Raw genomic sequence first — 23,550 nt, forward strand, 5'->3', positions numbered from 1 at the left:
AGAGATGGTGCATCCGGGAGGATTCGAACCTCCGACCGCTCGGTTCGTAGCCGAGTACTCTATCCAGCTGAGCTACGGATGCATCGGGAAACTTACTTTACTGCAGATTTTGATACCGCGGGAAAGCCGTATCAAGTAAGAGATGGTGCATCCGGGAGGATTCGAACCTCCGACCGCTCGGTTCGTAGCCGAGTACTCTATCCAGCTGAGCTACGGATGCAAATGGCGGTGAGGCGGGGATTCGAACCCCGGATGCAGCTTTTGACCGCATACTCCCTTAGCAGGGGAGCGCCTTCAGCCTCTCGGCCACCTCACCACACGCCTCTTACGAGTGCTTCGAAGAACTTGTTCTGCTCATCGTCGCTGCGTGGCGCACATATTACTTTCTGGGACTTATAAGTCAAACAATTTTTCCAGAGCTTTTATCGTTTGCACACTTCACGCTCAATTAGTCTGTAAAAAAGCCAAAAAGAGTGTTTTATCAACAGATAATTTGATGACACGCTGGCCGCCAAAAGCGCACCATATCAACAATGAGGTTGAAAAAAGTCATGAAGGGACAACGCGGGCGAGCGAGAAGAGAGGCTGCGTCTCACCCGAAAAGTGAGACGCGAAAACCTTAGTAACTGGACTGCTGGGATTTTTCAGCCTGGATACGCTGGTAGATCTCTTCACGATGGACAGAAACTTCTTTCGGGGCGTTCACGCCAATACGCACCTGGTTGCCCTTCACCCCTAAAACTGTCACGGTGACCTCATCGCCAATCATGAGGGTCTCACCAACTCGACGAGTCAGAATCAGCATTCTTTGCTCCTTGAAAGATTAAAAGAGTCGGGTCTCTCTGTATCCCGGCATTATCCATCATATAACGCCAAAAAGTAAGCGATGACAAACACCTTAGGTGTAAGCAGTCATGGCATTACATTCTGTTAAACCTAAGTTTAGCCGATATACAAAACTTCAACCTGACTTTATCGTTGTCGATAGCGTTGACGTAAACGCCGCAGCACGGGCTGCGGCGCCAACGAACGCTTATAATTATTGCAATTTTGCGCTGACCCAGCCTTGTACACTGGCTAACGCTGCAGGCAGAGCTGCCGCATCCGTACCACCGGCTTGCGCCATGTCCGGACGACCGCCACCCTTACCGCCCACCTGCTGAGCGACCATACCAATCAATTCCCCTGCTTTAACCCGGTCAGTCACATCCTTCGACACGCCCGCAATCAGAGAAACCTTACCTTCAACAACCGTTGCCAGTACGATAACGGTAGACCCCAGTTGATTTTTCAGATCATCAACCATGGTTCGCAGCATTTTCGGCTCAATACCAGCAAGCTCGCTAACCAGGAGCTTCACGCCGTTGAGATCGACCGCTTTACTGGAAAGATTTGCACTCTCCTGCGCTGCGGCCTGGTCCTTCAACTGCTGCAACTCTTTTTCCAGCTGACGTGTACGTTCCAGCACGGCACGCACTTTGTCGCCCAGATTCTGGCTGTCGCCCTTCAGCAGATGCGCAATATCGTTTAAGCGATCGCTTTGCGCATGAACGGTGGCCATAGCGCCTTCACCGGTTACCGCCTCAATACGACGAATGCCCGCTGCGGTGCCGGACTCAGAGATAATACGGAACAGACCGATATCACCGGTACGACTGGCGTGAGTACCGCCGCACAGTTCGGTAGAAAAATCGCCCATGCTCAGAACGCGTACACGTTCGTCGTATTTCTCGCCAAACAGCGCCATAGCCCCTTTCGCCTTCGCCGCTTCGAGATCCATGATGTTCGTTTCAATCGGCAGGTTGCGACGGATTTGCGCATTCACCAAATCTTCAACCTGACGAATCTCCGACGGCTTCATCGCTTCATTGTGCGAGAAGTCGAAGCGCAGCACTTTATCGCTAACCAGCGAACCTTTCTGCGCAACGTGTGTCCCAAGCACCTGGCGCAACGCCGCGTGCATCAGGTGCGTGGCGGAGTGGTTCAGACGGATACGTGCACGGCGCGCTTCATCTACGTCAGCCTGTACCGCATCGCCCACTTTCAGAGCGCCCGCAGACAATTTGCCGAGGTGACCAATCGCCTGACCATATTTTTGCGTGTCGTCCACAGCGAAAGTAAATCCAGCGCCTTTCAGCTCGCCTTTATCGCCAACCTGACCGCCTGATTCCGCATAGAATGGGGTCTGATCCAGCACGACAACTGCTTCCTGTCCCGCGTTAATCGCTTCAACCGCTTTACCATCGACAAACAGCGCGGTCACTTTGCCGTTCAGTTCCAGATGGTCATAACCTTTAAATTCAGAAGCGCTATCAACGCGGATCATCGCGTTGTAGTCCGCGCCAAAACCGCTAGCTTCGCGCGCGCGACGGCGTTGCTCTTCCATAGCGGCTTCAAAACCGGCTTCATCGACTTTGATGTTGCGCTCACGGCAGACGTCCGCCGTTAGATCGACCGGGAAACCATAAGTATCATACAGACGGAAAGCGGTTTCGCCGTCCAGGGTGTCGCCCTGCAATTTCGCCAGTTCTTCATCCAGCAGCGCCAGACCGCGCTCCAGCGTACGGGCGAACTGCTCTTCTTCCGTTTTCAGAACCTGCTCGACCTGCGCCTGCTGACGTTTCAACTCTTCGCCTGCGGAGCCCATTACCTCAATCAGCGGCCCAACCAGCTTGTAGAAGAAGGTCTCTTTCGCGCCCAGCATGTTGCCGTGACGCACCGCGCGACGAATAATGCGACGCAGCACATAGCCACGGTTTTCATTCGACGGCAGCACGCCATCGGCAACCAGGAATGCGCAAGAACGGATGTGGTCGGCGATAACGCGCAGCGATTTATTACCCAGATCGGTGGCGCCGGTGACTTTCGCTACCGCTTCAATCAACGTGCGGAACAGGTCGATGTCATAGTTAGAGTTAACGTGTTGCAGTACCGCGGCAATACGCTCCAGCCCCATACCGGTATCTACAGACGGCTTCGGCAATGGTTCCATAGCCCCGTCAGCCTGACGGTTGAACTGCATAAAGACGATGTTCCAGATCTCAATATAGCGATCGCCGTCTTCTTCCGGGCTTCCCGGAGGGCCGCCCCAGATGTGGTCGCCATGATCATAGAAGATTTCGGTGCACGGACCGCAGGGACCGGTATCGCCCATCTGCCAGAAGTTATCCGATGCGTATGGCGCGCCTTTATTGTCGCCGATACGGATGATACGCTCGCGCGGGATGCCGACTTCTTTTTCCCAGATCTCATAGGCTTCGTCGTCGGTTTCATAAACGGTGACCCATAAACGCTCTTTTGGCAGAGCAAACCAGTTTTCACCGGTCAGTAATTCCCATGCGAACTGAATGGCGTCGTGTTTGAAGTAATCGCCGAAGCTGAAGTTGCCCAGCATTTCGAAGAAAGTATGGTGACGTGCAGTGTATCCGACGTTTTCCAGATCGTTGTGTTTCCCCCCCGCGCGTACGCAACGCTGGGAAGTGGTTGCACGGGAATAATTACGTTTATCGAGCCCAAGGAAAACATCCTTGAACTGGTTCATCCCGGCATTGGTAAACAACAGAGTGGGGTCATTGTTAGGCACCAGGGAACTGCTGGCAACTACCTGATGCCCTTTACTATGGAAAAAGTCGAGAAACGCCTGACGGATCTCAGCGGTGCTCTTGCTCATAATTATCCTGAAATCAAGCTACACTTCATCCTTCAGGCCGCCTCTGCGTTGGCTGCGAGTTTCCCGGTCACGCGTTCCCGAGGCTCACTTGCCGCTTTGATGCGGCTTGAATGATTTTGTGTATTTAAGGAATATTCGTCGCAGACGCTGTTCGCCGTTAAGCAACCCGCGTCCAGACGGAAAAAGTGGGAATAAGATAAGTTTTCTTTACCGGGAAGTAAAATCCCGTATGCGCTCAATCTGCAAAATTTCGCCATATTTGCTGGATATCGTCCATCAGATACCCGCGATAGAGCAAAAAGCGCTGTACCTTAACCTTTTCTGAAAAGTTTGAAGGAAGCGGCTCGCCATATTTGCGAACGGCCTGTTCACGTGCCATTTCACTCCAGTCAATTTCACATTCTCGCATCGCTTTTTCAGTCGATTCACGGGAAATGCCTTTCTGATTCAACTCCTGGCGAATACGCGCCGGGCCATAGCCTTTGCGGCTACGACTGGCGATAAAGCGCATCACGAAGCGCTCGTCATCAAGATAGTGATGTTCGTGGCACCAGGCGATCACGCGTTCATAATCGTCTGCCGTCGCATCAATCTCTTCCGGCCCATTTTTGCCCATCACCGGCGCGGAGAGTTTACGCCGTAATTCCTGCTCGCTGTGATCGCGGACAGCAAGAATACGTACCGCACGATCAAGGAGACGAGCATAAGCGGGACGGCGCGATGTGGGTTCACTCATAAAAAACCTTAACAGGGAGAAATGCCAAAAGGGCCGCATAAATGCAGCCCTTGATGGTAATTTAACGTTTTGCTGAATGGCGGCTTCGTTTTGTCCGACCCACCATCACCTGATGATTAAAAATCTTCGTTGGTTTCTGCAACGCCTTCGCTATCGTCAACGGCGAAATCAGGCGTGGTATTCTGATTACTCAACAGTAATTCACGTACCCTTTTCTCGATCTCTTTCGCTGTCGCCGGGTTCTCTTTCAGCCAGGTAGTCGCGTTCGCTTTACCCTGGCCAATCTTCTCGCCGTTGTAGCTGTACCATGCGCCCGCTTTCTCGATCAGCTTCTCTTTCACGCCCAGGTCAACCAGTTCGCCATAGAAGTTGATGCCTTCACCGTAGAGGATCTGGAACTCGGCCTGCTTAAACGGCGCGGCGATTTTGTTTTTCACCACTTTCACACGCGTTTCGCTACCCACGACATTATCGCCCTCTTTCACCGCGCCAATACGACGGATATCAAGACGAACAGAGGCGTAGAATTTCAGCGCGTTACCGCCGGTGGTGGTTTCCGGGTTACCGAACATCACGCCAATCTTCATACGGATCTGGTTGATGAAAATCAACAGCGTGTTGGACTGTTTCAGGTTCCCCGCCAGCTTACGCATCGCCTGGCTCATCATACGCGCCGCGAGGCCCATGTGAGAGTCGCCGATTTCGCCTTCGATTTCCGCTTTCGGCGTTAGCGCCGCTACGGAGTCGACCACAATGACGTCCACCGCGCCTGAACGCGCCAGCGCGTCACAGATTTCCAGCGCCTGCTCGCCGGTATCCGGCTGAGAACAGAGCAGGTTATCGATATCGACGCCCAGCTTGCGTGCGTAAACGGGGTCAAGCGCGTGTTCCGCATCGATAAACGCACAGGTTTTACCTTCACGCTGCGCAGCGGCAATCACCTGCAGCGTCAGGGTCGTTTTACCGGAAGATTCCGGCCCGTAAATTTCGACGATACGCCCCATCGGCAGACCGCCCGCACCGAGTGCGATGTCCAGTGAAAGCGAACCGGTGGAGATAGTTTCCACATCCATAGAACGGTCTTCACCCAGACGCATGATGGAGCCTTTACCAAATTGCTTTTCAATTTGGCCCAGTGCTGCCGCCAACGCTTTCTGTTTGTTTTCGTCGATAGCCATTATTACTCCTGTCATGCAACTTGGTATTGAACCGGATAGTGAATTCGTACTGTTGAAGCAATTATACTGTATGCTCATACAGTATCAAGTGTTTTGTAGAAATTGTTGCCACAGGGTTTGTAGCGCGTACGTCGTCGCCTGTCGACGCACCGATTTACGGTCGCCGCTGAAGCATTCCCGACGCGTAATCCCTTCTCCGCTGACGCTGGCGAAAGCAAACCACACCGTACCAACCGGCTTTTCTTCACTGCCGCCATCCGGCCCGGCAATCCCGCTAATAGCGACAGCAAAATCGGCGCGAGCGGCCTTCAGCGCCCCGATCGCCATTTCGACCACTACGGGTTCGCTGACCGCGCCATGCTGCGCCAGAGTCTCTTCACGCACGCCAATCATCTGCGCTTTGGCTTCATTACTATAGGTGACAAAGCCGCGTTCAAACCAGGCGGAGCTTCCGGCGATGTCGGTAATGGCTTTCGCCAGCCAGCCGCCGGTACAGGACTCTGCTGTCGTTACGGTCGCCCCGCGCGCTTTTAACGCCAGCCCGACCTGCTCGCTAAGCCGCATCAGTTCACTGTCAGTCATCATGACCTCTGTCAGTTAGAAATCCTGCCGCACAAGATAGCACTTTCTCACCAGAGATGGGGACGAGCAGTCGATTTTACGAGTCGGATTCCGAAAAAATGCCAGCAGGTTATTTATGCAGAATGAAATGAGGTAGCACATGACTAAATAGCAGTACCATGTCGCTAAATTTACACGCACGGAGAGAAAGCAAGGATGTCACTCAAAAAAACGGAAAGCACACAGCACAAACTGAAACAAACCTGTCAACTACGGCTGTGGTTAATTGTGGGTGGAGTATGTTCATTAGGAATGGGAGTACTGAATATATTGTCGTCAGGCTATTTTGAACCGTATGATGGCGGTCAAATTATCTTAGGCCTGGGATGTCTGGGATATAGTCTGGCACTATCAAAGAAGATATCCCACTTGCAGGCAGAGAATCAGCCCAAAAAGCCATAATAATAGCGGAGGGGGTGCTCCCCTCCCTAAGCGTAAATTAGCGCACCCGCGCCAGCGCTACCGCCTGGCCCAGTTGCCAAACCGCCATCGCATAATGCGTGCTGTGGTTATATCGGGTAATGGTGTAGAAGTTCGGCAGGCCGTACCAGTACTGGTAGCCCGTACCGATATCCAGACGAAGCAGGCTGGCTTCCTGATGATTGCCCAACGATTGCTGCGGCGTTAAGCCTGCGGCGGCAAGCTGAGAGAGGCTATATTTTGTTTTGAAACCATTCGCCAGCCCAGGCGCCTGACCATTCGCTGGCACCGCAACCGTATCGCCTTTCACCCAACCATGCGCCTTGAAGTAGTTCGCCACACAGCCGATGGCATCTACCGGATCCCACAAGTTAATGTGCTCATCGCCATTGAAATCGACCGCATATTCTTTATAGGAAGATGGCATAAACTGGCCGTAGCCCATCGCGCCGGCAAAGGAACCTTTCAGATTGAGCGGATCGTCTTGCTCATCGCGCGCCATGAGCAGGAAGGTTTCCAGCTCGCCGGAGAAATATTCCGCCCGGCGCGGATAGTTAAATGACAGCGTCGCCAGCGCGTCCAGAATCCGCGTTTTCCCCATGATACGTCCCCAGCGGGTTTCCACGCCGATAATCCCCACGATGATTTCCGGCGGTACGCCGTATACCTGCCAGGCGCGGTTCAGCGCGTCTTCATACTGATTCCAGAACGCGACGCCGTTTTGCACGTTATCCGGCGTAATAAATTGTTTGCGGTAGCGCAGCCAGGCGCCATTTGGTCCGGCGGGCGGCTGAGTGGTCGGCGCTTGTCTGTCCATCAGACGCAGGACGTAATCCAGTCTTTTAGACTGCGAGAGGATCTCCTGCAGCTGCTGACGGTCGAAACCGTGTTTACTGACCATTTTATCAATGAACTGCTGCGCATTAGGGTTGTTGGCGAAGTCGCCGCCCATTTGCATGACGTTATGCTGCGGCTCAAGCAGGAAGCCGCCGGAAGACGTGCCCGTCGTCGCTTGAGTCTCGGAAGATTTTGGCGTGCTGCTACAGGCAGCAAGCAATACGCAAAGTGGAAGTAACGCTACATAACGACGCTTGAACATGAGAGATCCATTAAACAAATTCAGCCAGGGAGAAGTATGGTAAAGCATCCCCCGCCGCACAAGGAAGCGGCACAAGAGAATAAATCACCTTTCTCCTCTTTTCAGTTTGTATCCGCTCCCCCACCCCGCAATCTTTCAACTTAAAATATTTTTCTTTTATTTTGCGATCACAATAACACTTTTGAATCTTTCAACATGATTACAATGAACAGGAAATTAGCAAGAAAACTAAAAACCCTACAGGAGAGAACAATGATCGAAACCATTACACATGGTGCGGAGTGGTTCATCGGGTTATTCCAGAAAGGCGGAGAGGTGTTTACCGGTATGGTGACAGGTATTCTTCCGCTACTGATAAGCCTGCTGGTTATCATGAATGCGCTCATCAATTTTATCGGCCAGCAGCGTATTGAGCGTTTTGCCCAACGTTGTGCCGGAAATCCGCTATCTCGTTACCTGCTTTTACCGTGTATCGGGACATTTGTTTTTTGTAATCCGATGACCCTGAGTTTGGGACGCTTTATGCCGGAGAAGTACAAGCCGAGCTATTACGCGGCGGCCTCCTATAGCTGTCACTCCATGAACGGTCTGTTTCCGCATATCAATCCCGGCGAACTGTTTGTTTATCTGGGTATCGCCAGCGGACTCACCACGTTAGGGCTTCCTCTCGGCCCGCTTGCGGTGAGCTATCTGCTGGTAGGTCTGGTGACGAACTTCTTCCGCGGTTGGGTCACCGATCTCACCACCGCTATTTTTGAGAAAAAAATGGGGATTCAACTTGAGCAGAAAGTTCATCTGACAGGAGCGGTATCATGACACGGGTTCGTATTGAGAAAGGCGCCGGCGGCTGGGGCGGCCCGCTTGAACTGGACGTTACGCCAGGCAAAAAGATCGTCTATATCACAGCCGGTACGCGCCCGGCGATCGTCGACAAACTGGCGCAACTAACAGGCTGGCAAGCGGTGGACGGCTTTAAAGAAGGCGAACCGCCGGAAGCGGAAATCGGCGCGGCCATTATCGACTGCGGCGGTACGCTGCGCTGCGGTATCTATCCGAAACGCCGGATTCCAACCATTAATATTCACTCGACGGGTAAGTCCGGCCCACTGGCGCAGTATATTGTTGAGGATATTTATGTCTCCGGCGTAAAAGAAGAAAACATTACTCTTGTCGGCGAAACGCCTGCCAGTCCCCAGCCTGCCAAAACGACATTAGGACGTGACTACGACACCAGCAAAAAAATCACCGAGCAGAGCGACGGGCTGCTGGCAAAAGTCGGTATGGGAATGGGCTCCGCCGTGGCGGTACTGTTCCAGTCCGGTCGCGACACCATTGATACGGTCCTGAAAACAATCCTGCCGTTTATGGCGTTCGTTTCGGCGCTGATCGGCATCATTATGGCCTCAGGTCTTGGCGACTGGATCGCCCACGGCCTGGCGCCATTAGCCAGCCATCCCCTGGGGCTGGTGACGCTGGCATTGATCTGCTCTTTCCCGCTGCTGTCGCCCTTTCTCGGCCCTGGCGCGGTTATCGCTCAGGTCATTGGCGTCCTGATCGGCGTTCAAATAGGCCTGGGCAATATCCCCCCGCATCTGGCGCTTCCCGCCCTGTTCGCGATTAACGCGCAGGCGGCCTGCGACTTTATCCCGGTCGGCCTGTCACTGGCGGAAGCGAAACAAGACACCGTTCGCGTCGGCGTACCTTCTGTGCTGGTCGGACGCTTCCTGACTGGCGCGCCCACGGTACTTATCGCCTGGTTTGTTTCCGGCTTTATCTATCAATAAGAGGTTCAGACATGAGCGTGATTTATCAAACCACCATCACCCGTATCGGCCAGAGCGCGAAGGAGGCGCTCGGCGAACAGATGCTGATTACGTTTCGGGAAGGCGCGCCGGCGGATATCGAAGAATTTTGCTTCATCCATTGTCATGGCGAACTGACCGGCGCGCTGCAGCCTGGCGCGCGGTGTGAATTGGGCCAACATTGCTATCCGGTCACGGCGGTCGGCAGCGTAGCCGAGCAAAACCTGCGTGAACTGGGGCATATCACTTTGCGCTTCGATGGTCTGCGCGAAGCAGAATTTCCCGGCACCGTACACGTTGCGGGGCCTGTACCGGACGATATCGCGCCGGGCTGTATTTTGACGTTTGTCGCTTAAGGAGAAAAAACATGAATCAAGTTGCCGTTGTCATTGGCGGAGGCCAGACCCTGGGGGCATTCCTTTGCCGTGGGCTTGCAGAAGAAGGATACCGCGTGGCGGTCGTTGATATTCAAAGCGATAAAGCCGCGAATGTCGCCCAGGAAATTAACGCCGATTTTGGCGAAGGTATGGCGTACGGTTTTGGCGCCGACGCTACCAGCGAGCAGAGCGTGCTGGCGCTGTCCCGCGGCGTAGACGAGATTTTCGGGCGCGTCGATCTGCTGGTTTACAGCGCGGGTATCGCCAAAGCGGCGTTTATCAGCGATTTCCAGTTGGGCGATTTTGACCGCTCGCTACAGGTGAATCTGGTGGGCTATTTCCTCTGCGCCCGTGAGTTTTCCCGCCTGATGATCCGCGACGGCATTCAGGGGCGCATTATTCAGATTAACTCTAAATCCGGCAAAGTGGGCAGTAAACACAACTCCGGCTACAGCGCGGCGAAATTCGGCGGCGTGGGGTTAACCCAGTCTCTGGCGCTGGATCTGGCGGAATACGGCATTACCGTACACTCGTTGATGCTCGGCAACCTGTTGAAATCGCCAATGTTCCAGTCACTGCTGCCGCAATACGCCACTAAACTGGGCATTAAGCCCGATGAGGTGGAACAGTATTACATTGATAAAGTACCGCTCAAACGCGGGTGTGATTATCAGGATGTGCTGAACATGCTGTTATTTTATGCCAGCCCGAAAGCGTCTTATTGCACCGGGCAGTCGATCAACGTAACCGGCGGTCAAGTGATGTTCTGACCGTGAATTGCCGGATGGCGCCGTAGGCCGGATAAGACGGTTACGCCGCCATCAGGCAAAACAACAGGAGCACATTATGGTTTCCACTCTGATTACCGTCGCCGTTATCGCCTGGTGTGCGCAACTAGCGCTGGGCGGCTGGCAGATTTCCCGCTTTAATCGGGCTTTCGATAAACTTAGCCAACAGGGGCGGGTCGGCGTCGGGCGCTCCGGCGGGCGTTTTAAGCCCCGGGTGGTGGTTGCCGTGGCGCTGGATGAACAGCAGCGGGTGACGGACACTTTATTGATGAAAGGCCTTACGGTATTCGCCAGACCGGTTAAAATTGCCGCAATGCAAGGAAAACATTTGCATGAATTACAGCCTGATGTGATCTTTCCCCATGATTCGCTCGCGCAGAATGCACTATCATTGGCGCTTAAACTGAAACATGGGTAATTTCGTTGTGAATGCGTATAGCTTGCGAAATTATCATTTTGCAACCAATACCCTAAATAATTCGAGTTGCAGGAAGGCGGCGACGCAGCGAATCCCAGGAGCGTACATCAGTATGTGACCGGGGTGAGCGAGGAAAGCCAACGCACATGCAGCGTGAAGTATGACGGGTAAATACATAAGTCAGGGTAATCACGCCTATGAAACCTCGTCAGCGTCAGGCCGCGATTCTGGAGCACCTGCAAAAACAGGGAAAATGCTCGGTTGAAGAACTGGCCCAGTACTTTGACACGACAGGCACCACTATCCGTAAAGATCTGGTCATTCTGGAAAATGCCGGAACCGTCATCCGCACCTATGGCGGCGTGGTGTTGAATAAAGAAGAGTCCGATCCGCCTATTGATCACAAAACGCTTATCAACACCCACAAAAAAGCGCTGATAGCCGCAGCCGCTGTGAAATATATCCATGATGGCGATTCCATTATTCTGGACGCCGGAAGTACCGTGTTACAGATGGTGCCGTTGCTTTCGCGTTTTAGCAACATCACAGTGATGACCAACAGCCTCCATATTGTTAACGCGCTATCGGAACTGGACAACGAACAAACTATCCTGATGCCCGGCGGCACCTTCCGTAAAAAATCGGCGTCGTTTCACGGTCAACTGGCGGAAAACGCCTTTGAGCAATTCAGCTTTGATAAACTATTCATGGGAACTGACGGTATTGACCTGAATGTCGGTGTGACCACGTTCAATGAGGTTTACACCGTCAGTAACGCAATGTGCAATGCAGCACGCGAGGTGATTCTGATGGCGGACTCCTCAAAATTTGGTCGTAAAAGCCCCAATGTGGTGTGCAGTCTGGAAACCGTCGACAAACTGATCACGGACGCGGGGATCGATCCGGCATTTCGTCAGGCGCTGGAAGCAAAAGGAATTGAAGTAATCATAACCGGAGAAAGCAATGAGTGATGCACTACTAAACGCGGGCCGTCAGACCTTAATGCTGGAGCTACAGGAAGCCAGCCGTCTGCCGGAGCGTCTGGGCGATGATTTTGTCCGCGCCGCCAATATCATTATTCACTGTGAAGGCAAAGTGATCGTTTCCGGCATTGGCAAGTCAGGTCATATTGGTAAAAAAATCGCCGCGACGCTTGCCAGTACCGGTACTCCCGCTTTTTTTGTTCATCCGGCGGAAGCACTGCATGGCGATCTGGGGATGATTGAAAGCCGCGACGTGATGTTATTTATCTCCTATTCCGGCGGCGCAAAAGAACTCGACCTCATCATCCCGCGTCTGGAAGATAAATCCGTCGCGCTGCTGGCGATGACCAGTAAACCTCACTCTCCGCTGGGGCGAGCGGCAAAAGCCGTTCTGGATATTTCCGTCGAGCGTGAAGCCTGTCCGATGCATCTGGCGCCGACATCCAGTACCGTCAATACGCTGATGATGGGCGATGCGCTGGCGATGGCGGTCATGCAGGCGCGCGGTTTTAACGAAGAAGATTTCGCCCGTTCGCATCCGGCTGGCGCACTGGGCGCGCGTTTGCTCAATAATGTGCATCACCTGATGCGCCAGGGCGATGCAATACCGCAGGTAATGCTCGCCACCAGCGTGATGGATGCCATGCTGGAACTTAGCCGTACCGGGCTGGGGCTGGTGGCGGTTTGCGATGAGCAACATGTTGTGAAAGGCGTCTTTACCGACGGCGACCTGCGTCGCTGGCTGGTGGGCGGCGGCGCGCTCACCACGCCGGTAAGCGAAGCCATGACGCCCAACGGTATTACGCTCCAGGCGCAAAGCCGCGCCATTGACGCCAAAGAGCTCCTGATGAAACGCAAAATTACCGCCGCGCCGGTGGTCGATGAAAACGGCAAACTCACCGGCGCCATTAACCTGCAGGATTTCTACCAGGCGGGGATTATCTAATCCTTCAGTCCCAGACGCTTCGCCAGCCGATGCAGGTTGGCGACGTCGGTTTCCAGCGCCCGCGCACTGGCCGCCCAGTTGTGATTATTTTGCGCCAGCGCCTGGCGAATCATCTCTCGCTGGAAGTTCTCCGTCGATTCGCGCAAATTGCGGCAGGCCGGCAGCGCCAGAAAGCTTTCCGCAGACGGCGCGGGTAAAACGTCCTCTGACAAGGCAAAATGCTGCTCCTCCAGTACCACCTCATCCCCTGCCCGGGTCGCTCTCGCCAGTACAACCGCACGGTGAATGGCATGTTCCAGCTCCCGGACGTTGCCCGGCCAGCCATAGTTGAGCAAATGGCGGCGCGCGCCGGGACTCAGTACCACGCGGGACAGCCCCAGCCGCAGTCGGCACTGCTCGCAAAAATAGCCCGCCAGCAACACCACATCATCGCCGCGCTCGCGCAGCGGCGGCACAAAGAGCGGGAAAACGCTCAGGCGATGGAACAGGTCGGCGCGAAAACGCCCCGCCAGCACCTCTTCACGCAGGTCACGGTTGGTCGCCGCCAACACCCGCACATCCACGCGCAGGCTACGATCGTCGCCGACGCGCTGAATATCGCCATACTGCAACACGCGAAGTAGCTTGGCCTGTAGCGCCAGCGACAGTTCGCCAATCTCATCCAGAAACAGCGTACCGTTGTCGGCCATTTCAAACTTACCGCTACGATTACTGATAGCCCCGGTAAAAGCCCCTTTTACATGACCAAACAACTCGCTCTCCGCCACGTTTTCCGGCAGCGCGGCACAGTTGAGATAGACCAGCGGATTGACCGCTCTGGGGGATCCCTGGTGAATGGCTTTCGCCACCAGCTCTTTACCAGTCCCCGTTTCACCGCCGATCAGCACGTTAAGATCGGAGCCCGCCACAATCTCGATCTCTTTTTTCAACTGCGTCATCGCCGGCGACAGGCCGATCATGTGCGTCTCTTTTATCGGTTCAAACACGCCTGACGACCCCGGCAGCATGTTCTGGCTTTCCAGTTGTTCAATTAACAGCGCATTGCTCAATGCCCCGGCGGCCAGCGCGGCGACAAGCCGCAACTCTTCATCGCTAAATACCTCGAACTGCTCCGGCGTCATAGCATCAAGGGTCAGCGCACCGATGAGGTTCTGCCCGGCAAACAGCGGCAGACCAACACAAGCGTGGACTTTCAGGCTTTCCTGTCCGGGAATTAACCCGTCATACGGATCGGGTAAATCGCTATCAGCCGGAAAACGCACCACGTCCCCCGCGCGGGCGATGGCTTCCAGGCGCGGATGCCCTTCCAGGGTAAAACGTCTGCCGAGAACGTCCTGCGCCAGGCCATCAATCGCCAGTGGAATAAATTGTCGTGATTCATAGCGCAGCAGCGCCGAGGCGTCGCACGCCAGCACCTGACGCAGCGTAGTAATCAGCCGCTGAAAACGATCCTGATGCCCAATGCCGCGTTGTAACTCAATGGCGATGCCCGCCAATACCTCCACGGAAAAACTCATGGTTACCTCATTGTCATTTTGACAACCTATAGTGTCATATTGACAGCATCATTTATAGTCTTTTTGACTATATCAAAAATACAAAATTATTATAATTTCATATAAATCAATCAGATGAAAAGTTGGCACACTACCTGCAATAAGCAAAACAACTTTTTGTAAACGTTGAATGAATTGAGGTGGTTATGTCTATTCTGGTTAAAGATAATATTCATTGGGTTGGCCAGCGCGACTGGGAAGTACGTGATTTTCACGGCACTGAATACAAAACGCTGCGCGGCAGCAGCTATAACAGCTATCTCATTCGTGAAGAAAAGAATGTGCTGATCGATACCGTCGATCATAAGTTTAGCCGTGAGTTTGTGCAAAACCTGCGCAGTGAAATCGACCTCGCGGATATCGACTACATCATCATTAACCATGCCGAGGAAGACCATGCAGGCGCGCTGACCGAACTGATGGCGCAGATCCCGGACACGCCTATCTACTGTACCGCCAACGCCATTGACTCTATCAACGGCCATCACCATCACCCGGAATGGAATTTTAAGGTGGTGAAAACCGGCGATACGCTGGATATCGGCAACGGCAAGCAGTTGATCTTCGTGGAAACGCCGATGCTGCACTGGCCGGACAGCATGATGACCTATATGACCGGCGACGCGGTGTTATTCAGCAACGACGCCTTTGGTCAGCACTACTGCGACGAGCGCCTGTTCAATGATGAAGTGGACCAAACTGAACTGTTTGAACAATGCCAGCGCTACTACGCCAATATCCTGACGCCGTTCAGCCGTCTGGTAACGCCAAAAATTACCGAAATCCTCGGCTTCAACCTGCCGGTGGATATGATTGCCACCTCACACGGCGTGGTATGGCGCGACAACCCAACGCAAATCGTGGAACTGTATCTGAAATGGGCGGCAGATTATCAGGAAGACCGTATCACTATTTTCTACGATACCATGTCGAACAATACTCGCATGATGGCGGATGCCATCGCGCAGGGTATCAACGAAGTGGACCCCAACGTGGCGGTCAAAATCTTTAACGTCGCCCGCAGCGATAAAAATGAAATATTGACCAACGTCTTCCGTTCGAAAGGCGTGCTGGTCGGCACTTCTACCATGAACAACGTGATGATGCCGAAAATCGCTGGTCTGGTGGAAGAGATGACCGGCCTGCGCTTTCGCAACAAACGCGCCAGCGCCTTCGGTTCTCATGGCTGGAGCGGCGGCGCGGTGGATCGACTGTCCACGCGCTTACAGGATGCCGGTTTTGAAATGTCCCTGAGTCTGAAAGCGAAATGGCGTCCGGATCTGGATGCGCTGGAGCTGTGCCGTCAGCACGGTCGCGACATCGCGCGTCAGTGGGCGCTTGCTCCGCTGCCGGAAACCACACAGAAAACCGCGCCAGCCGAAGAAATCACAACCTGCGCCGCCGCAGACCTCGGCCCCAAAATGCAATGCAGCGTATGCCAGTGGATTTACGACCCTGCGCTGGGCGAGCCGTTGCAGGATGTCGCGCCGGGTACGCCGTGGAGCGACGTGCCGGATAACTTCCTGTGCCCGGAATGTTCATTAGGTAAAGACGTGTTCGACGTACTGGCGACGGAGGCAAAATGAGTCGGGGGATCATCATTATTGGGTCGGGCTTCGCCGCCCGCCAGCTCGTCAAAAATATCCGTAAACAAGATGCGCATGTGCCGTTAACTCTGATTGCGGCGGACAGCATGGATGAGTACAACAAGCCCGATCTCAGCCACGTTATCAGCCAGTCGCAGCGCGCCGATGATCTCACCCGCCAGTTAGCGGGGGAATTTGCTGAACAGTTTAATCTGCGACTGTTCCCGCATACCTGGGTTGCTGACATTGATGCCGATGCCCATGTGGTGAAAAGTCAGGATAAGCAGTGGCAGTACGACAAGCTGGTACTGGCGACCGGGGCGACAGCCTTTGTACCGCCGATTACAGGACGTGAGTTAATGCTTACTTTGAATAGCCAGCAGGAGTACCGCGCCTGTGAGACACAACTGCGCGACGCGCAGCGAGTGCTGATTGTCGGCGGCGGTCTCATTGGCAGTGAATTAGCGATGGATTTCTGCCGCGCCGGGAAAACGGTAACGCTGATGGATAACGCCGCCAGCCTTCTCGCCTCACTGATGCCACCGGAAGTGAGCAGTCGCTTACAGCATCACCTGACCGATATGGGGGTGCATCTGCTGCTGAAATCGCAGTTGCAAAAACTGGAGAAAACCGAAGCCGGTATCCGCGCTACGCTGGTAAGCCAGCATAGTATTGAGGTCGATGCGGTGATTGCCGCCACCGGCTTACGCCCGGAAACCGCTCTGGCGCGCCGCGCCGGGGTAGTCGTCAACCGCGGCGTCTGCGTGGATAGCTATCTACAGACCAGTCACCCGGATATTTATGCGATCGGCGACTGCGCGGAGATCAATGGTCAGGTACTGCCCTTCCTGCAACCGATCCAGTTAAGCGCGATGTACCTGGCGAAAAATCTGCTTGGCGGCAACGCGCCGCTGAAGCTACCGGCGATGCTGGTCAAAGTCAAAACGCCGGAACTGCCGCTGCATCTGGCGGGAGAAACTCAGCGCCGTGATTTAAGCTGGCAGATTACCGCAGAATCTAACGGTATGATTGCCAAAGGCATGAGCGGAGAAGGCCAACTACGCGCCTTTGTGGTGAGTGAAGACCGCATGAAAGAGGCCTTTGCACTGCTGAAAACGTTGTCCGTATAAGCCTGTGATGCCGGATGGCGCCGCTTCGCGTCTTATCCGGCCTACGAGTGAGCATCTGGGCCGGATAAGGCGCAGCCGCCATCCGGCGCCCTACACTTCACTTAACGCTCGCGCTGCGGCAATCACGCCCTGTCCAAACGACAGCCCGCCGTCGCCCGCTGGTAACCGCTGCGGAAATAACAATTTAAAATCAGAAAGATAAAAGGCAAGACGCGCGCGAAGTAAGCGGTTGTGTATCACCCCGCCGCTGAAGACCAGAGTGATTATCCCCCGCGCCGTAGCCTGCTGGCGCATTAGCGTGGCAAACCCGCACGCCAGCGCATCATGAAAAGCCCAGGCGCGTTGCGCGGGCGTGGCCTGCCAGTTCAACCATTGCCGCCAGAAAACAGCGACGTCCAGTTGAGCGCCGTTAAGCGGCATCGTTACCGGATGCTCAACGTTAGCGCATTGAGAGGCCAGCGCCTCCAGCGCGCAGGCGGCCTCGCCCTCATAGCTAAGCGATGCTGGCGCGCAGCGAAGCGCGGCAGCCACCGCGTCAAACAACCGCCCGCAGGAAGAGGCCAACGGGGAATTGACGCCGCGCTCAATGGCACGCGCCAGGACATTCCAGTTTTGCTGTTGCAGCCCCGCTGTCTCCGGATAATCCTGCCAGTCCGGCACAAAGCGCAGGCACTGCGCCAACAGATTACGCCACGGATGTTTGGCAGCCAGATCGCCTCCCGGCAGCGCCACGGCGGGTAAACCGCCTAAATGTTCGCACTCGCGATAATTGACCCGCAGACATTCTCCGCCCCATAGCGCGCCATTCTCACCCATGCCGATACCGTCTACCGTCAGGGCAATCACCTCTCCGCCGTCCAGCGGCCAACCATGCTCGGCCAGGCAAGCCGCCGCATGGGCATGATGGTGTAACACCGTCTCTGTCGGCAGACGCATCTCACTGGCCCACTGACTGGAAACATAGCCCGGATGCGCATCACAGACGATACGCTCTGGGGTAAAATCGTAGATTGACTGGATCAAACGCAATGCCTCGCGCCACTGCGCCTGGATACCGTCATCGCTGAGATCGCCCAAATGCTGGCTGACAACCGCCTGTTCGCCGCGTACCAGACAGAACGTGTTTTTCAGATCCGCGCCCAGACAAAGTATCGGTGGCACATCGCGAAATCCGGGCGGCAACGCAATCGCGTCCGGCACGTATCCCCGCGAACGACGCAGCATTTCGCCGCTGTCGCGTATGACAGAGTCGTCCATGCGCTGAACAATGTCGCGATTGTGCAACAGAAAACCATCGGCAATATCGTGTAAATCGTCCAGCGCCTGTTCGTTGGTGATGGCGGGCGGTTTGCCGCTCAGGTTGCCGGATGTCATCACCAGCGGGTAATTGAGCGCCTGCAACAAGAGATGTTGCAATGGATTGGCTGGCAGCATCACACCCACTTCCGTAAGTCCTGGCGCGATGCCCTCACTCATCGAAGGTACATACTGCTTATCCACCAGTACAATCGGGGCCGCTGGCGTGGTCAGCAGCGAACGCGCCGCGGTCGGCAGCGTTTGCGCCGTGGGCAACATCACCGCCAATGGTTTCGCCGGACGATGTTTACGCGCCCGCAGCATCGCCACTGCGTTAGCGTTGCGCGCATCGCAGGCCAGATGAAAACCACCCAGCCCTTTAACGGCAATAATGCCTCCGGCGTTCAGTTGGGCGACCGCCGCCTGCAAAGCCGCCTCTTTTTCCGCTCGTTCATGTTGGCTCCGCCACTCAAGATGCGGCCCGCATGACGGACAGGCAACGGGCTGGGCATGAAAACGGCGATCGTACGGATCGCGGTATTCGCTGTCGCATTCCGGACACAAGGGAAACGCCGCCATCACCGTAAATGGCCGGTCATAGGGCATAGCGCGAATAATGGTGAAGCGTGGTCCACAGTGGGTGCAATTGATGAAAGGATAACGGTAGCGCCGCTCGCCTGGGGTATTCATCTCGGCAAGACATGCCGGGCAGGTCGCCGCATCCGGCACGATTTGCGTGTTCATCGAACCGCCTGCGCTCTGACGAATGGTGAAATCCGTCGGTGCGCGCTCCCATACCAACGACGCGTGTTCAACGCTGTCAATGCGCGCCAGCGGCGGGCAATCCTGATAGAGCGCGGCAATAAATTGCGACGGATCTTCCAGCAGCCGAACGACGACGCCGTCGCCGTCATTACACACGTCGCCGTGTAATCGCAACTGCTGCGCCAGCTGCCAGACAAAAGGACGAAAACCGACGCCCTGTACTTTGCCCCGAATGCGTAGCTGTACGCCGGAAGGTGTGTCTATCGCCATCTTATTTTCCCGCCATCATCGAACCCGGATGCCTGATGGCGCGACGCTTATCAGGCCTACAACCGCACGGACCGTAGACCGGATAAGGCATTGATGCCGCCATCCGGCAATGCTTTGTGGTGTATTCTACGCGCAATCGCAGAAATCAGAAAAGCAGCGATGCCGTTGAATCCAGCGCCGCACGACGGCGTTTTTCCGCGCTTAGCTGTTCGAGCTTATTGCGGTCCACGCAGATGAGGGCGTGCGTTGGGCAAGCGGCCATACAGGCCGGACCGGCTTCACGGTGGTGACACAGATCGCACTTGTTGGCTTCGGCTTTTTCGGCACGCACGTTCAGCCCCGCGCCGCTATTGCGAATCACCGGACGTACCACCACTTCCATGGCGCCGTAAGGACATGCCACTACGCAAGTTTTACAGCCAATGCAGCGTTCCTGCATCACATGAACAAAGCCTTTGTCACGGCTGATGGCGCCATTCGGGCAAACGTTGGCGCACGGCGCGTCTTCACACTGGCGACACAGCGTTGCCGTGGAAACATTCACGCCTTTGATGACATGGATACGAGGTAAAAAGGTTTCAGGGGTCAGCGATGCGCAATCCTGATTTTCCTGATGGGATACGACGCAAGCCACTTCACAGGTACGGCAACCAATGCACTTACTCGCGTCTGCAATGATGAAACGGTTCATCAAATTCTCCAGCAATAACAGATGATGTGCCGATATATACACGAATCGTGCCAATTTTTATTTCATTGTTATTTAAGAATATTATTTCTATTTTCGTGAGCATTTACGTGTCATCGTCACAAGTGTCGATGACACGAAATGTCGCCAGTGGTGGTCAAGATTTGCAGTGATAGCCAGCCAACTCTGCACCGCAACTGGCATCAATCCTGATTAACGCCTGGCAATACGTTACCGCGTATTAAACAGCGCTGCGTAAGGGAAAGATCGTCCGTTTGCGGATTCCTTCCGGCAATAGGTTTGATAATTAATTTACGGCCAGGATAGTGATTAAAACGGGTCAGCGCCGGATAACTCAACCGGCCAAACCAGCCGTGTACGCGCTGCCAGCGGGCGTCCTTCACCTGATATAAATTGGTTATCCAGTAGCCTGAGTCAAACTGCATATCCAACAGTTGCGTGCGCCCATTGCCCTGTAAATCAAGCAAATCATCGACGCCAGTATCGGTGGCGGTATAAAACCCCCACGGTTCAAAGACGCAGGGGCGGCCATTCTTGAGAAAGGTGAAAATGATGTATTGCGCGCTCGGCGCCAGGCCCAACCCAGGATTACCCAACCAGATAACCAGATCCTGAATGCCGTTACGATCGAGGTCAGCGCGATAAAATTGCGCATTACCCGCCAAATTAATCAGCATTCCCACCGGGACAACCCACGAATTACCGGCTCTGTCTTTTCCGCTAATCCGCCATTCGTTATCTTTTTTCGGCTCCGGCAGTAGCGTCACGCCACTGACTCCGACCTGGCGAAAATACCAGGTCTGGTCGGGCGATACAGAATAAGGCAGGGTCAACAGCGGCTTCAGCGCACGCTTTTGCGCATATTCACCGTCGCTCATCGGCAGGTAACCGACAAAACCGGTGGCCAGTGCGCGCGCGGCGATGCAGAAAAATAGCAGTCCGCACCATACGATAATCTTCACGTTCTTCTTACCGCCTATGCCGGGTAACACAAATTCTCCCTAAATATGTACGCATTTTACGCCTCCGGCGCTTCCAGCGCGGCAAATCCGCCGTTTCCCTGCCAGCCGTCCAGGCGCTGATAGACGATATTTACCGCGTCCTTAATCGGTTGAGTCATCGGATAATAAAACCCGATGATATCCGGCTGGATACCAACAAAAATCACCTCGCCGACATCCTCTTTGAGCTGATCGATAAGGTAGTTCAGCGGCATATTGTGGGTGGTCATCATAAACATTTCGGCGATATCATCCGGATCGATAATGCGGATCTCGCCCGGATTAAGCCCCATATCGGTGGCGTCGACAATCAACAGACGCTGCGGGCGCAGTTCGCGAATCGCCACAATGTCGTTTTCCGGCGCGCTGCCGCCGTCGATGACAACCCAGTTGCCCTTCGGCTGCGCCGCGCACATTTCCGCCAGTAACGGGCCTGCGCCGTCGTCGCCCATCATGCTGTTGCCGACACAGAGTAAAACGTCAGTCACGAAGCCTCCTCACCATCAGGTAGATGGCGCTTTCCTGATGAATGTCATGCAGCATACTGAGCATCAGTTTGCTCCATTCTTGCTGCTGCGGGGTCTGCGCGGCGCGCGCCTCATCAAACGCGCGCGCCAGCATTTGCACATGGTTGAAATCGATGACGATCTCGCCATACTTCGGCACGCCTTCCATTTTACGCCGGGCATCGCTACCGGCTTCCAGGGTGGCGATCCACGCCAGATACTCATCCCATGGGCAGGTGAGCGCGGCCTCCAGACAATCGATAACCCCCAGGTGGTGACCAATCGCCAGGCTGTAATAGACAACCTGCTGCGCCTCGGCAGGCGTCGCATCGTTCTCATCAATAAACTTACGGCTCAGTTGACTGAACACCACCTGTTCGCTCATCGGATACGCGCCTCTTCAACAACATGATTGAGATGGGTGACAATTTCGGTTAAACGCGGATCGTTTTCCGCTTCCAGCCAACGCGCCACTTGCTGCTCGCCCTGCCCCAACTGTGTCAGGTAATCATCGGCGATCTGACGACCATAGCGATAACCCGCCAGCCGGCGCGCCGCGCGATCCACCTTCACGCGCAGCGGCTGCACCATATCCGGATGCAGGATCTCTGCGGGCTGCTCGTCCAGCTCACCCGGCGCGCGGGCGTGGATTTTCTGCTCCAGCAGGCCAAGCGCCATCGCAAAGCCATACAGCGTCGCCGCAGGCGTTGGCGGGCAGCCTGGAATATACACATCCACCGGGACGATTTTGTCGGTACCACCCCACACGCAGTAGAGATCGTGGAAGATGCCGCCGCTGTTGCCGCAGGCGCCGTAAGAGATACAAATTTTCGGGTCCGGCGCCGACTGCCAGGCGCGCAGCGCCGGAGAGCGCATGGCGCGGGTCACCGCGCCGGTAAACAGCAGAATATCGGCATGACGCGGCGACGGTACCACTTTGATGCCGAAACGCTCGGCATCAAACAGCGGCGAAAGCGTCGCAAAGATTTCGATTTCACAGCCGTTACAGCCGCCGCAGTCCACGCGGTAAACGTATGCCGAACGCTTAATATTTTTCAGTAGAGACGCCTTCATGCTGGCGATGGATTCATCCACCGTCATCGGTACCGGAATGCCGTTGGCGTCACGCGGGCCTAATAAATTGCTCATTAGCTGACCTCTTTCATATGGCGAGTCAGTTCAATACGGTCGGACGGCACCAGGCATTTCTGACGCTTACAGTCCGGGCAGGTCTCAAAGCTTTCGCGGTGGTTTTCCGCGCGGCTGTCGCCGTTGTGCGCAAGCAGCGCAATGGCATAGTCGATCTCTTTCTGTACGGCGAAAGGACGATTACACACGCGACAGTTGCACAGCGCGAAGCGGGACTGTTGCAGGAAGTCTTCTTTCTTCCACACTGCCAGTTCGTATTCTTGCGACAGTTTGATCGCCGCCGTCGGGCAAACTTCTTCGCAGCGACCGCAGAAGATGCAGCGGCCAAGATTGAACTGCCACGCCAGCTCATTAGTCGCAAGATCGGTTTCCACCGTCAGCGCGTTCGACGGGCAGGCATTAACACAGGCGGCGCAACCGATGCACTGCTGCGGATTATGTTCCGGCTTGCCGCGGAAGTTTTTATCAACCGCAATCGGCTCCAGCGGATAAGACGAGGTCGCCGTGCCGGTTTTGATAACTTTTTTGATAAAGGTAAACATGG

The 23,550-nt window shown here is 54.9% G+C and carries 24 protein-coding genes and 3 tRNA genes; 10 read left to right on the forward strand and 17 right to left on the reverse strand.

Annotation, left to right across the window (positions count from 1 at the left end):
• Window positions 1–5 precede the first annotated feature (5 nt).
• The 8 genes from ACLJQJ_RS10715 to pncC form a co-directional block, all read right to left on the reverse strand.
• Window positions 6–82, reverse strand: a tRNA-Arg gene (locus tag ACLJQJ_RS10715).
• Between the two features lie 61 nt (window positions 83–143).
• Window positions 144–220, reverse strand: a tRNA-Arg gene (locus ACLJQJ_RS10720).
• 3 nt (window positions 221–223) lie between these two features.
• Window positions 224–316 (reverse strand) — tRNA-Ser (locus ACLJQJ_RS10725).
• Window positions 317–619: 303 nt separating this feature from the next.
• Window positions 620–805, reverse strand: a complete 186-nt coding sequence (csrA, locus tag ACLJQJ_RS10730) for a carbon storage regulator CsrA (RefSeq protein ID WP_000906486.1) — start codon at window positions 803–805, stop codon at window positions 620–622.
• Window positions 806–1,039: 234 nt separating this feature from the next.
• The gene (gene alaS, locus ACLJQJ_RS10735) at window positions 1,040–3,670 is read right to left on the reverse strand and encodes an alanine--tRNA ligase (RefSeq protein ID WP_045901634.1); all 2,631 of its coding nucleotides are present in this window, start codon (window positions 3,668–3,670) and stop codon (window positions 1,040–1,042) included.
• A gap of 235 nt (window positions 3,671–3,905) precedes the next feature.
• A complete protein-coding gene (gene recX / locus ACLJQJ_RS10740) occupies window positions 3,906–4,406 on the reverse strand; it encodes a recombination regulator RecX (protein WP_001294863.1) in 501 nt (166 codons plus the stop codon).
• 116 nt (window positions 4,407–4,522) lie between these two features.
• Window positions 4,523–5,584, reverse strand: coding sequence for a recombinase RecA (recA, locus tag ACLJQJ_RS10745; protein WP_000963151.1), 1,062 nt, complete (start codon window positions 5,582–5,584; stop codon window positions 4,523–4,525).
• An 84-nt stretch (window positions 5,585–5,668) separates the two neighbouring features.
• Window positions 5,669–6,166, reverse strand: a complete 498-nt coding sequence (pncC, locus tag ACLJQJ_RS10750; protein WP_063809079.1) for a nicotinamide-nucleotide amidase — start codon at window positions 6,164–6,166, stop codon at window positions 5,669–5,671.
• Between the two features lie 195 nt (window positions 6,167–6,361).
• Between pncC and ACLJQJ_RS10755 the strand changes: the two genes are divergently transcribed.
• Window positions 6,362–6,607 (forward strand): hypothetical protein, encoded by a 246-nt coding sequence (locus ACLJQJ_RS10755; protein WP_001519391.1) that lies wholly within the window; start codon window positions 6,362–6,364, stop codon window positions 6,605–6,607.
• A gap of 37 nt (window positions 6,608–6,644) precedes the next feature.
• Here the strand turns inward: ACLJQJ_RS10755 and mltB are convergent, their stop codons facing one another.
• Window positions 6,645–7,724, reverse strand: a complete 1,080-nt coding sequence (gene mltB / locus ACLJQJ_RS10760; protein WP_063809065.1) for a lytic murein transglycosylase B — start codon at window positions 7,722–7,724, stop codon at window positions 6,645–6,647.
• Window positions 7,725–7,976: 252 nt separating this feature from the next.
• Here mltB and srlA point away from each other — a divergent pair, with 252 nt between their 5' ends.
• The 7 genes from srlA (at window position 7,977) to gutQ (ending at window position 13,038) form a co-directional block, all read left to right on the forward strand.
• Window positions 7,977–8,540, forward strand: coding sequence for a PTS glucitol/sorbitol transporter subunit IIC (srlA, locus tag ACLJQJ_RS10765; protein ID WP_000573333.1), 564 nt, complete (start codon window positions 7,977–7,979; stop codon window positions 8,538–8,540).
• Entirely contained in the window at window positions 8,537–9,508 is a 972-nt protein-coding gene (locus ACLJQJ_RS10770) for a PTS glucitol/sorbitol transporter subunit IIB (RefSeq protein WP_000199039.1), read from the forward strand. Before srlA ends, ACLJQJ_RS10770 begins: the two co-directional genes overlap by 4 nt.
• Before the next feature lie 11 nt (window positions 9,509–9,519).
• Window positions 9,520–9,882 carry a PTS glucitol/sorbitol transporter subunit IIA gene (gene srlB / locus ACLJQJ_RS10775; protein ID WP_000111553.1) on the forward strand — a complete coding sequence of 121 codons (363 nt, stop codon included), beginning with the start codon at window positions 9,520–9,522 and terminating at the stop codon, window positions 9,880–9,882.
• An 11-nt stretch (window positions 9,883–9,893) separates the two neighbouring features.
• Window positions 9,894–10,673: a sorbitol-6-phosphate dehydrogenase gene (srlD, locus tag ACLJQJ_RS10780; protein ID WP_001077372.1), complete on the forward strand. Its 780-nt coding sequence runs from the start codon at window positions 9,894–9,896 to the stop codon at window positions 10,671–10,673.
• 76 nt (window positions 10,674–10,749) lie between these two features.
• Entirely contained in the window at window positions 10,750–11,109 is a 360-nt protein-coding gene (gutM, locus tag ACLJQJ_RS10785) for a transcriptional regulator GutM (RefSeq protein WP_000255198.1), read from the forward strand.
• A 197-nt stretch (window positions 11,110–11,306) separates the two neighbouring features.
• Window positions 11,307–12,080, forward strand: coding sequence for a glucitol operon DNA-binding transcriptional repressor SrlR (gene srlR / locus ACLJQJ_RS10790; protein WP_000804536.1), 774 nt, complete (start codon window positions 11,307–11,309; stop codon window positions 12,078–12,080).
• Entirely contained in the window at window positions 12,073–13,038 is a 966-nt protein-coding gene (gene gutQ, locus ACLJQJ_RS10795) for an arabinose-5-phosphate isomerase GutQ (protein WP_063809066.1), read from the forward strand. Before srlR ends, gutQ begins: the two co-directional genes overlap by 8 nt.
• On the opposite strand, the gene norR is transcribed toward gutQ, so the two are convergent.
• The gene (norR, locus tag ACLJQJ_RS10800; protein WP_063809067.1) at window positions 13,035–14,555 is read right to left on the reverse strand and encodes a nitric oxide reductase transcriptional regulator NorR; all 1,521 of its coding nucleotides are present in this window, start codon (window positions 14,553–14,555) and stop codon (window positions 13,035–13,037) included. The genes gutQ and norR overlap by 4 nt on opposite strands.
• Window positions 14,556–14,740: 185 nt before the next feature.
• Between norR and norV the strand changes: the two genes are divergently transcribed.
• Both norV and norW read left to right on the forward strand, forming a co-directional pair.
• Complete coding sequence (gene norV / locus ACLJQJ_RS10805) at window positions 14,741–16,180, forward strand: anaerobic nitric oxide reductase flavorubredoxin (RefSeq protein WP_010835026.1); 1,440 nt, start codon at window positions 14,741–14,743, stop codon at window positions 16,178–16,180.
• A complete protein-coding gene (gene norW, locus ACLJQJ_RS10810; RefSeq protein ID WP_063809068.1) occupies window positions 16,177–17,310 on the forward strand; it encodes an NADH:flavorubredoxin reductase NorW in 1,134 nt (377 codons plus the stop codon). Before norV ends, norW begins: the two co-directional genes overlap by 4 nt.
• A gap of 90 nt (window positions 17,311–17,400) precedes the next feature.
• Here the strand turns inward: norW and hypF are convergent, their stop codons facing one another.
• The 7 genes from hypF to hycF all read right to left on the reverse strand — a co-directional run bounded on the left by hypF (window position 17,401) and on the right by hycF (window position 23,548).
• Window positions 17,401–19,641, reverse strand: a complete 2,241-nt coding sequence (gene hypF / locus ACLJQJ_RS10815; protein ID WP_063809069.1) for a carbamoyltransferase HypF — start codon at window positions 19,639–19,641, stop codon at window positions 17,401–17,403.
• Between the two features lie 145 nt (window positions 19,642–19,786).
• Window positions 19,787–20,332 carry an electron transport protein HydN gene (hydN, locus tag ACLJQJ_RS10820; RefSeq protein ID WP_001078788.1) on the reverse strand — a complete coding sequence of 182 codons (546 nt, stop codon included), beginning with the start codon at window positions 20,330–20,332 and terminating at the stop codon, window positions 19,787–19,789.
• 200 nt (window positions 20,333–20,532) lie between these two features.
• Window positions 20,533–21,342 carry a hypothetical protein gene (locus ACLJQJ_RS10825; RefSeq protein ID WP_023165883.1) on the reverse strand — a complete coding sequence of 270 codons (810 nt, stop codon included), beginning with the start codon at window positions 21,340–21,342 and terminating at the stop codon, window positions 20,533–20,535.
• A gap of 26 nt (window positions 21,343–21,368) precedes the next feature.
• Window positions 21,369–21,839, reverse strand: a complete 471-nt coding sequence (gene hycI / locus ACLJQJ_RS10830) for a hydrogenase maturation peptidase HycI (RefSeq protein ID WP_000132982.1) — start codon at window positions 21,837–21,839, stop codon at window positions 21,369–21,371.
• Window positions 21,832–22,242, reverse strand: coding sequence for a formate hydrogenlyase maturation HycH family protein (locus ACLJQJ_RS10835; RefSeq protein ID WP_000003725.1), 411 nt, complete (start codon window positions 22,240–22,242; stop codon window positions 21,832–21,834). The genes hycI and ACLJQJ_RS10835 overlap by 8 nt, the downstream gene beginning before the upstream one ends.
• Window positions 22,239–23,006: a formate hydrogenlyase subunit HycG gene (gene hycG / locus ACLJQJ_RS10840; RefSeq protein WP_000067422.1), complete on the reverse strand. Its 768-nt coding sequence runs from the start codon at window positions 23,004–23,006 to the stop codon at window positions 22,239–22,241. The genes ACLJQJ_RS10835 and hycG overlap by 4 nt, the downstream gene beginning before the upstream one ends.
• Window positions 23,006–23,548, reverse strand: coding sequence for a formate hydrogenlyase subunit HycF (gene hycF, locus ACLJQJ_RS10845; protein ID WP_000493767.1), 543 nt, complete (start codon window positions 23,546–23,548; stop codon window positions 23,006–23,008). Before hycF ends, hycG begins: the two co-directional genes overlap by 1 nt.
• Between the last annotated feature and the right edge of the window lie 2 nt (window positions 23,549–23,550).

This window comes from Salmonella sp. SAL04202, assembly GCF_046550775.1.
In the GTDB taxonomy this organism is placed as follows: Bacteria; Pseudomonadota; Gammaproteobacteria; order Enterobacterales; family Enterobacteriaceae; genus Salmonella; species Salmonella enterica.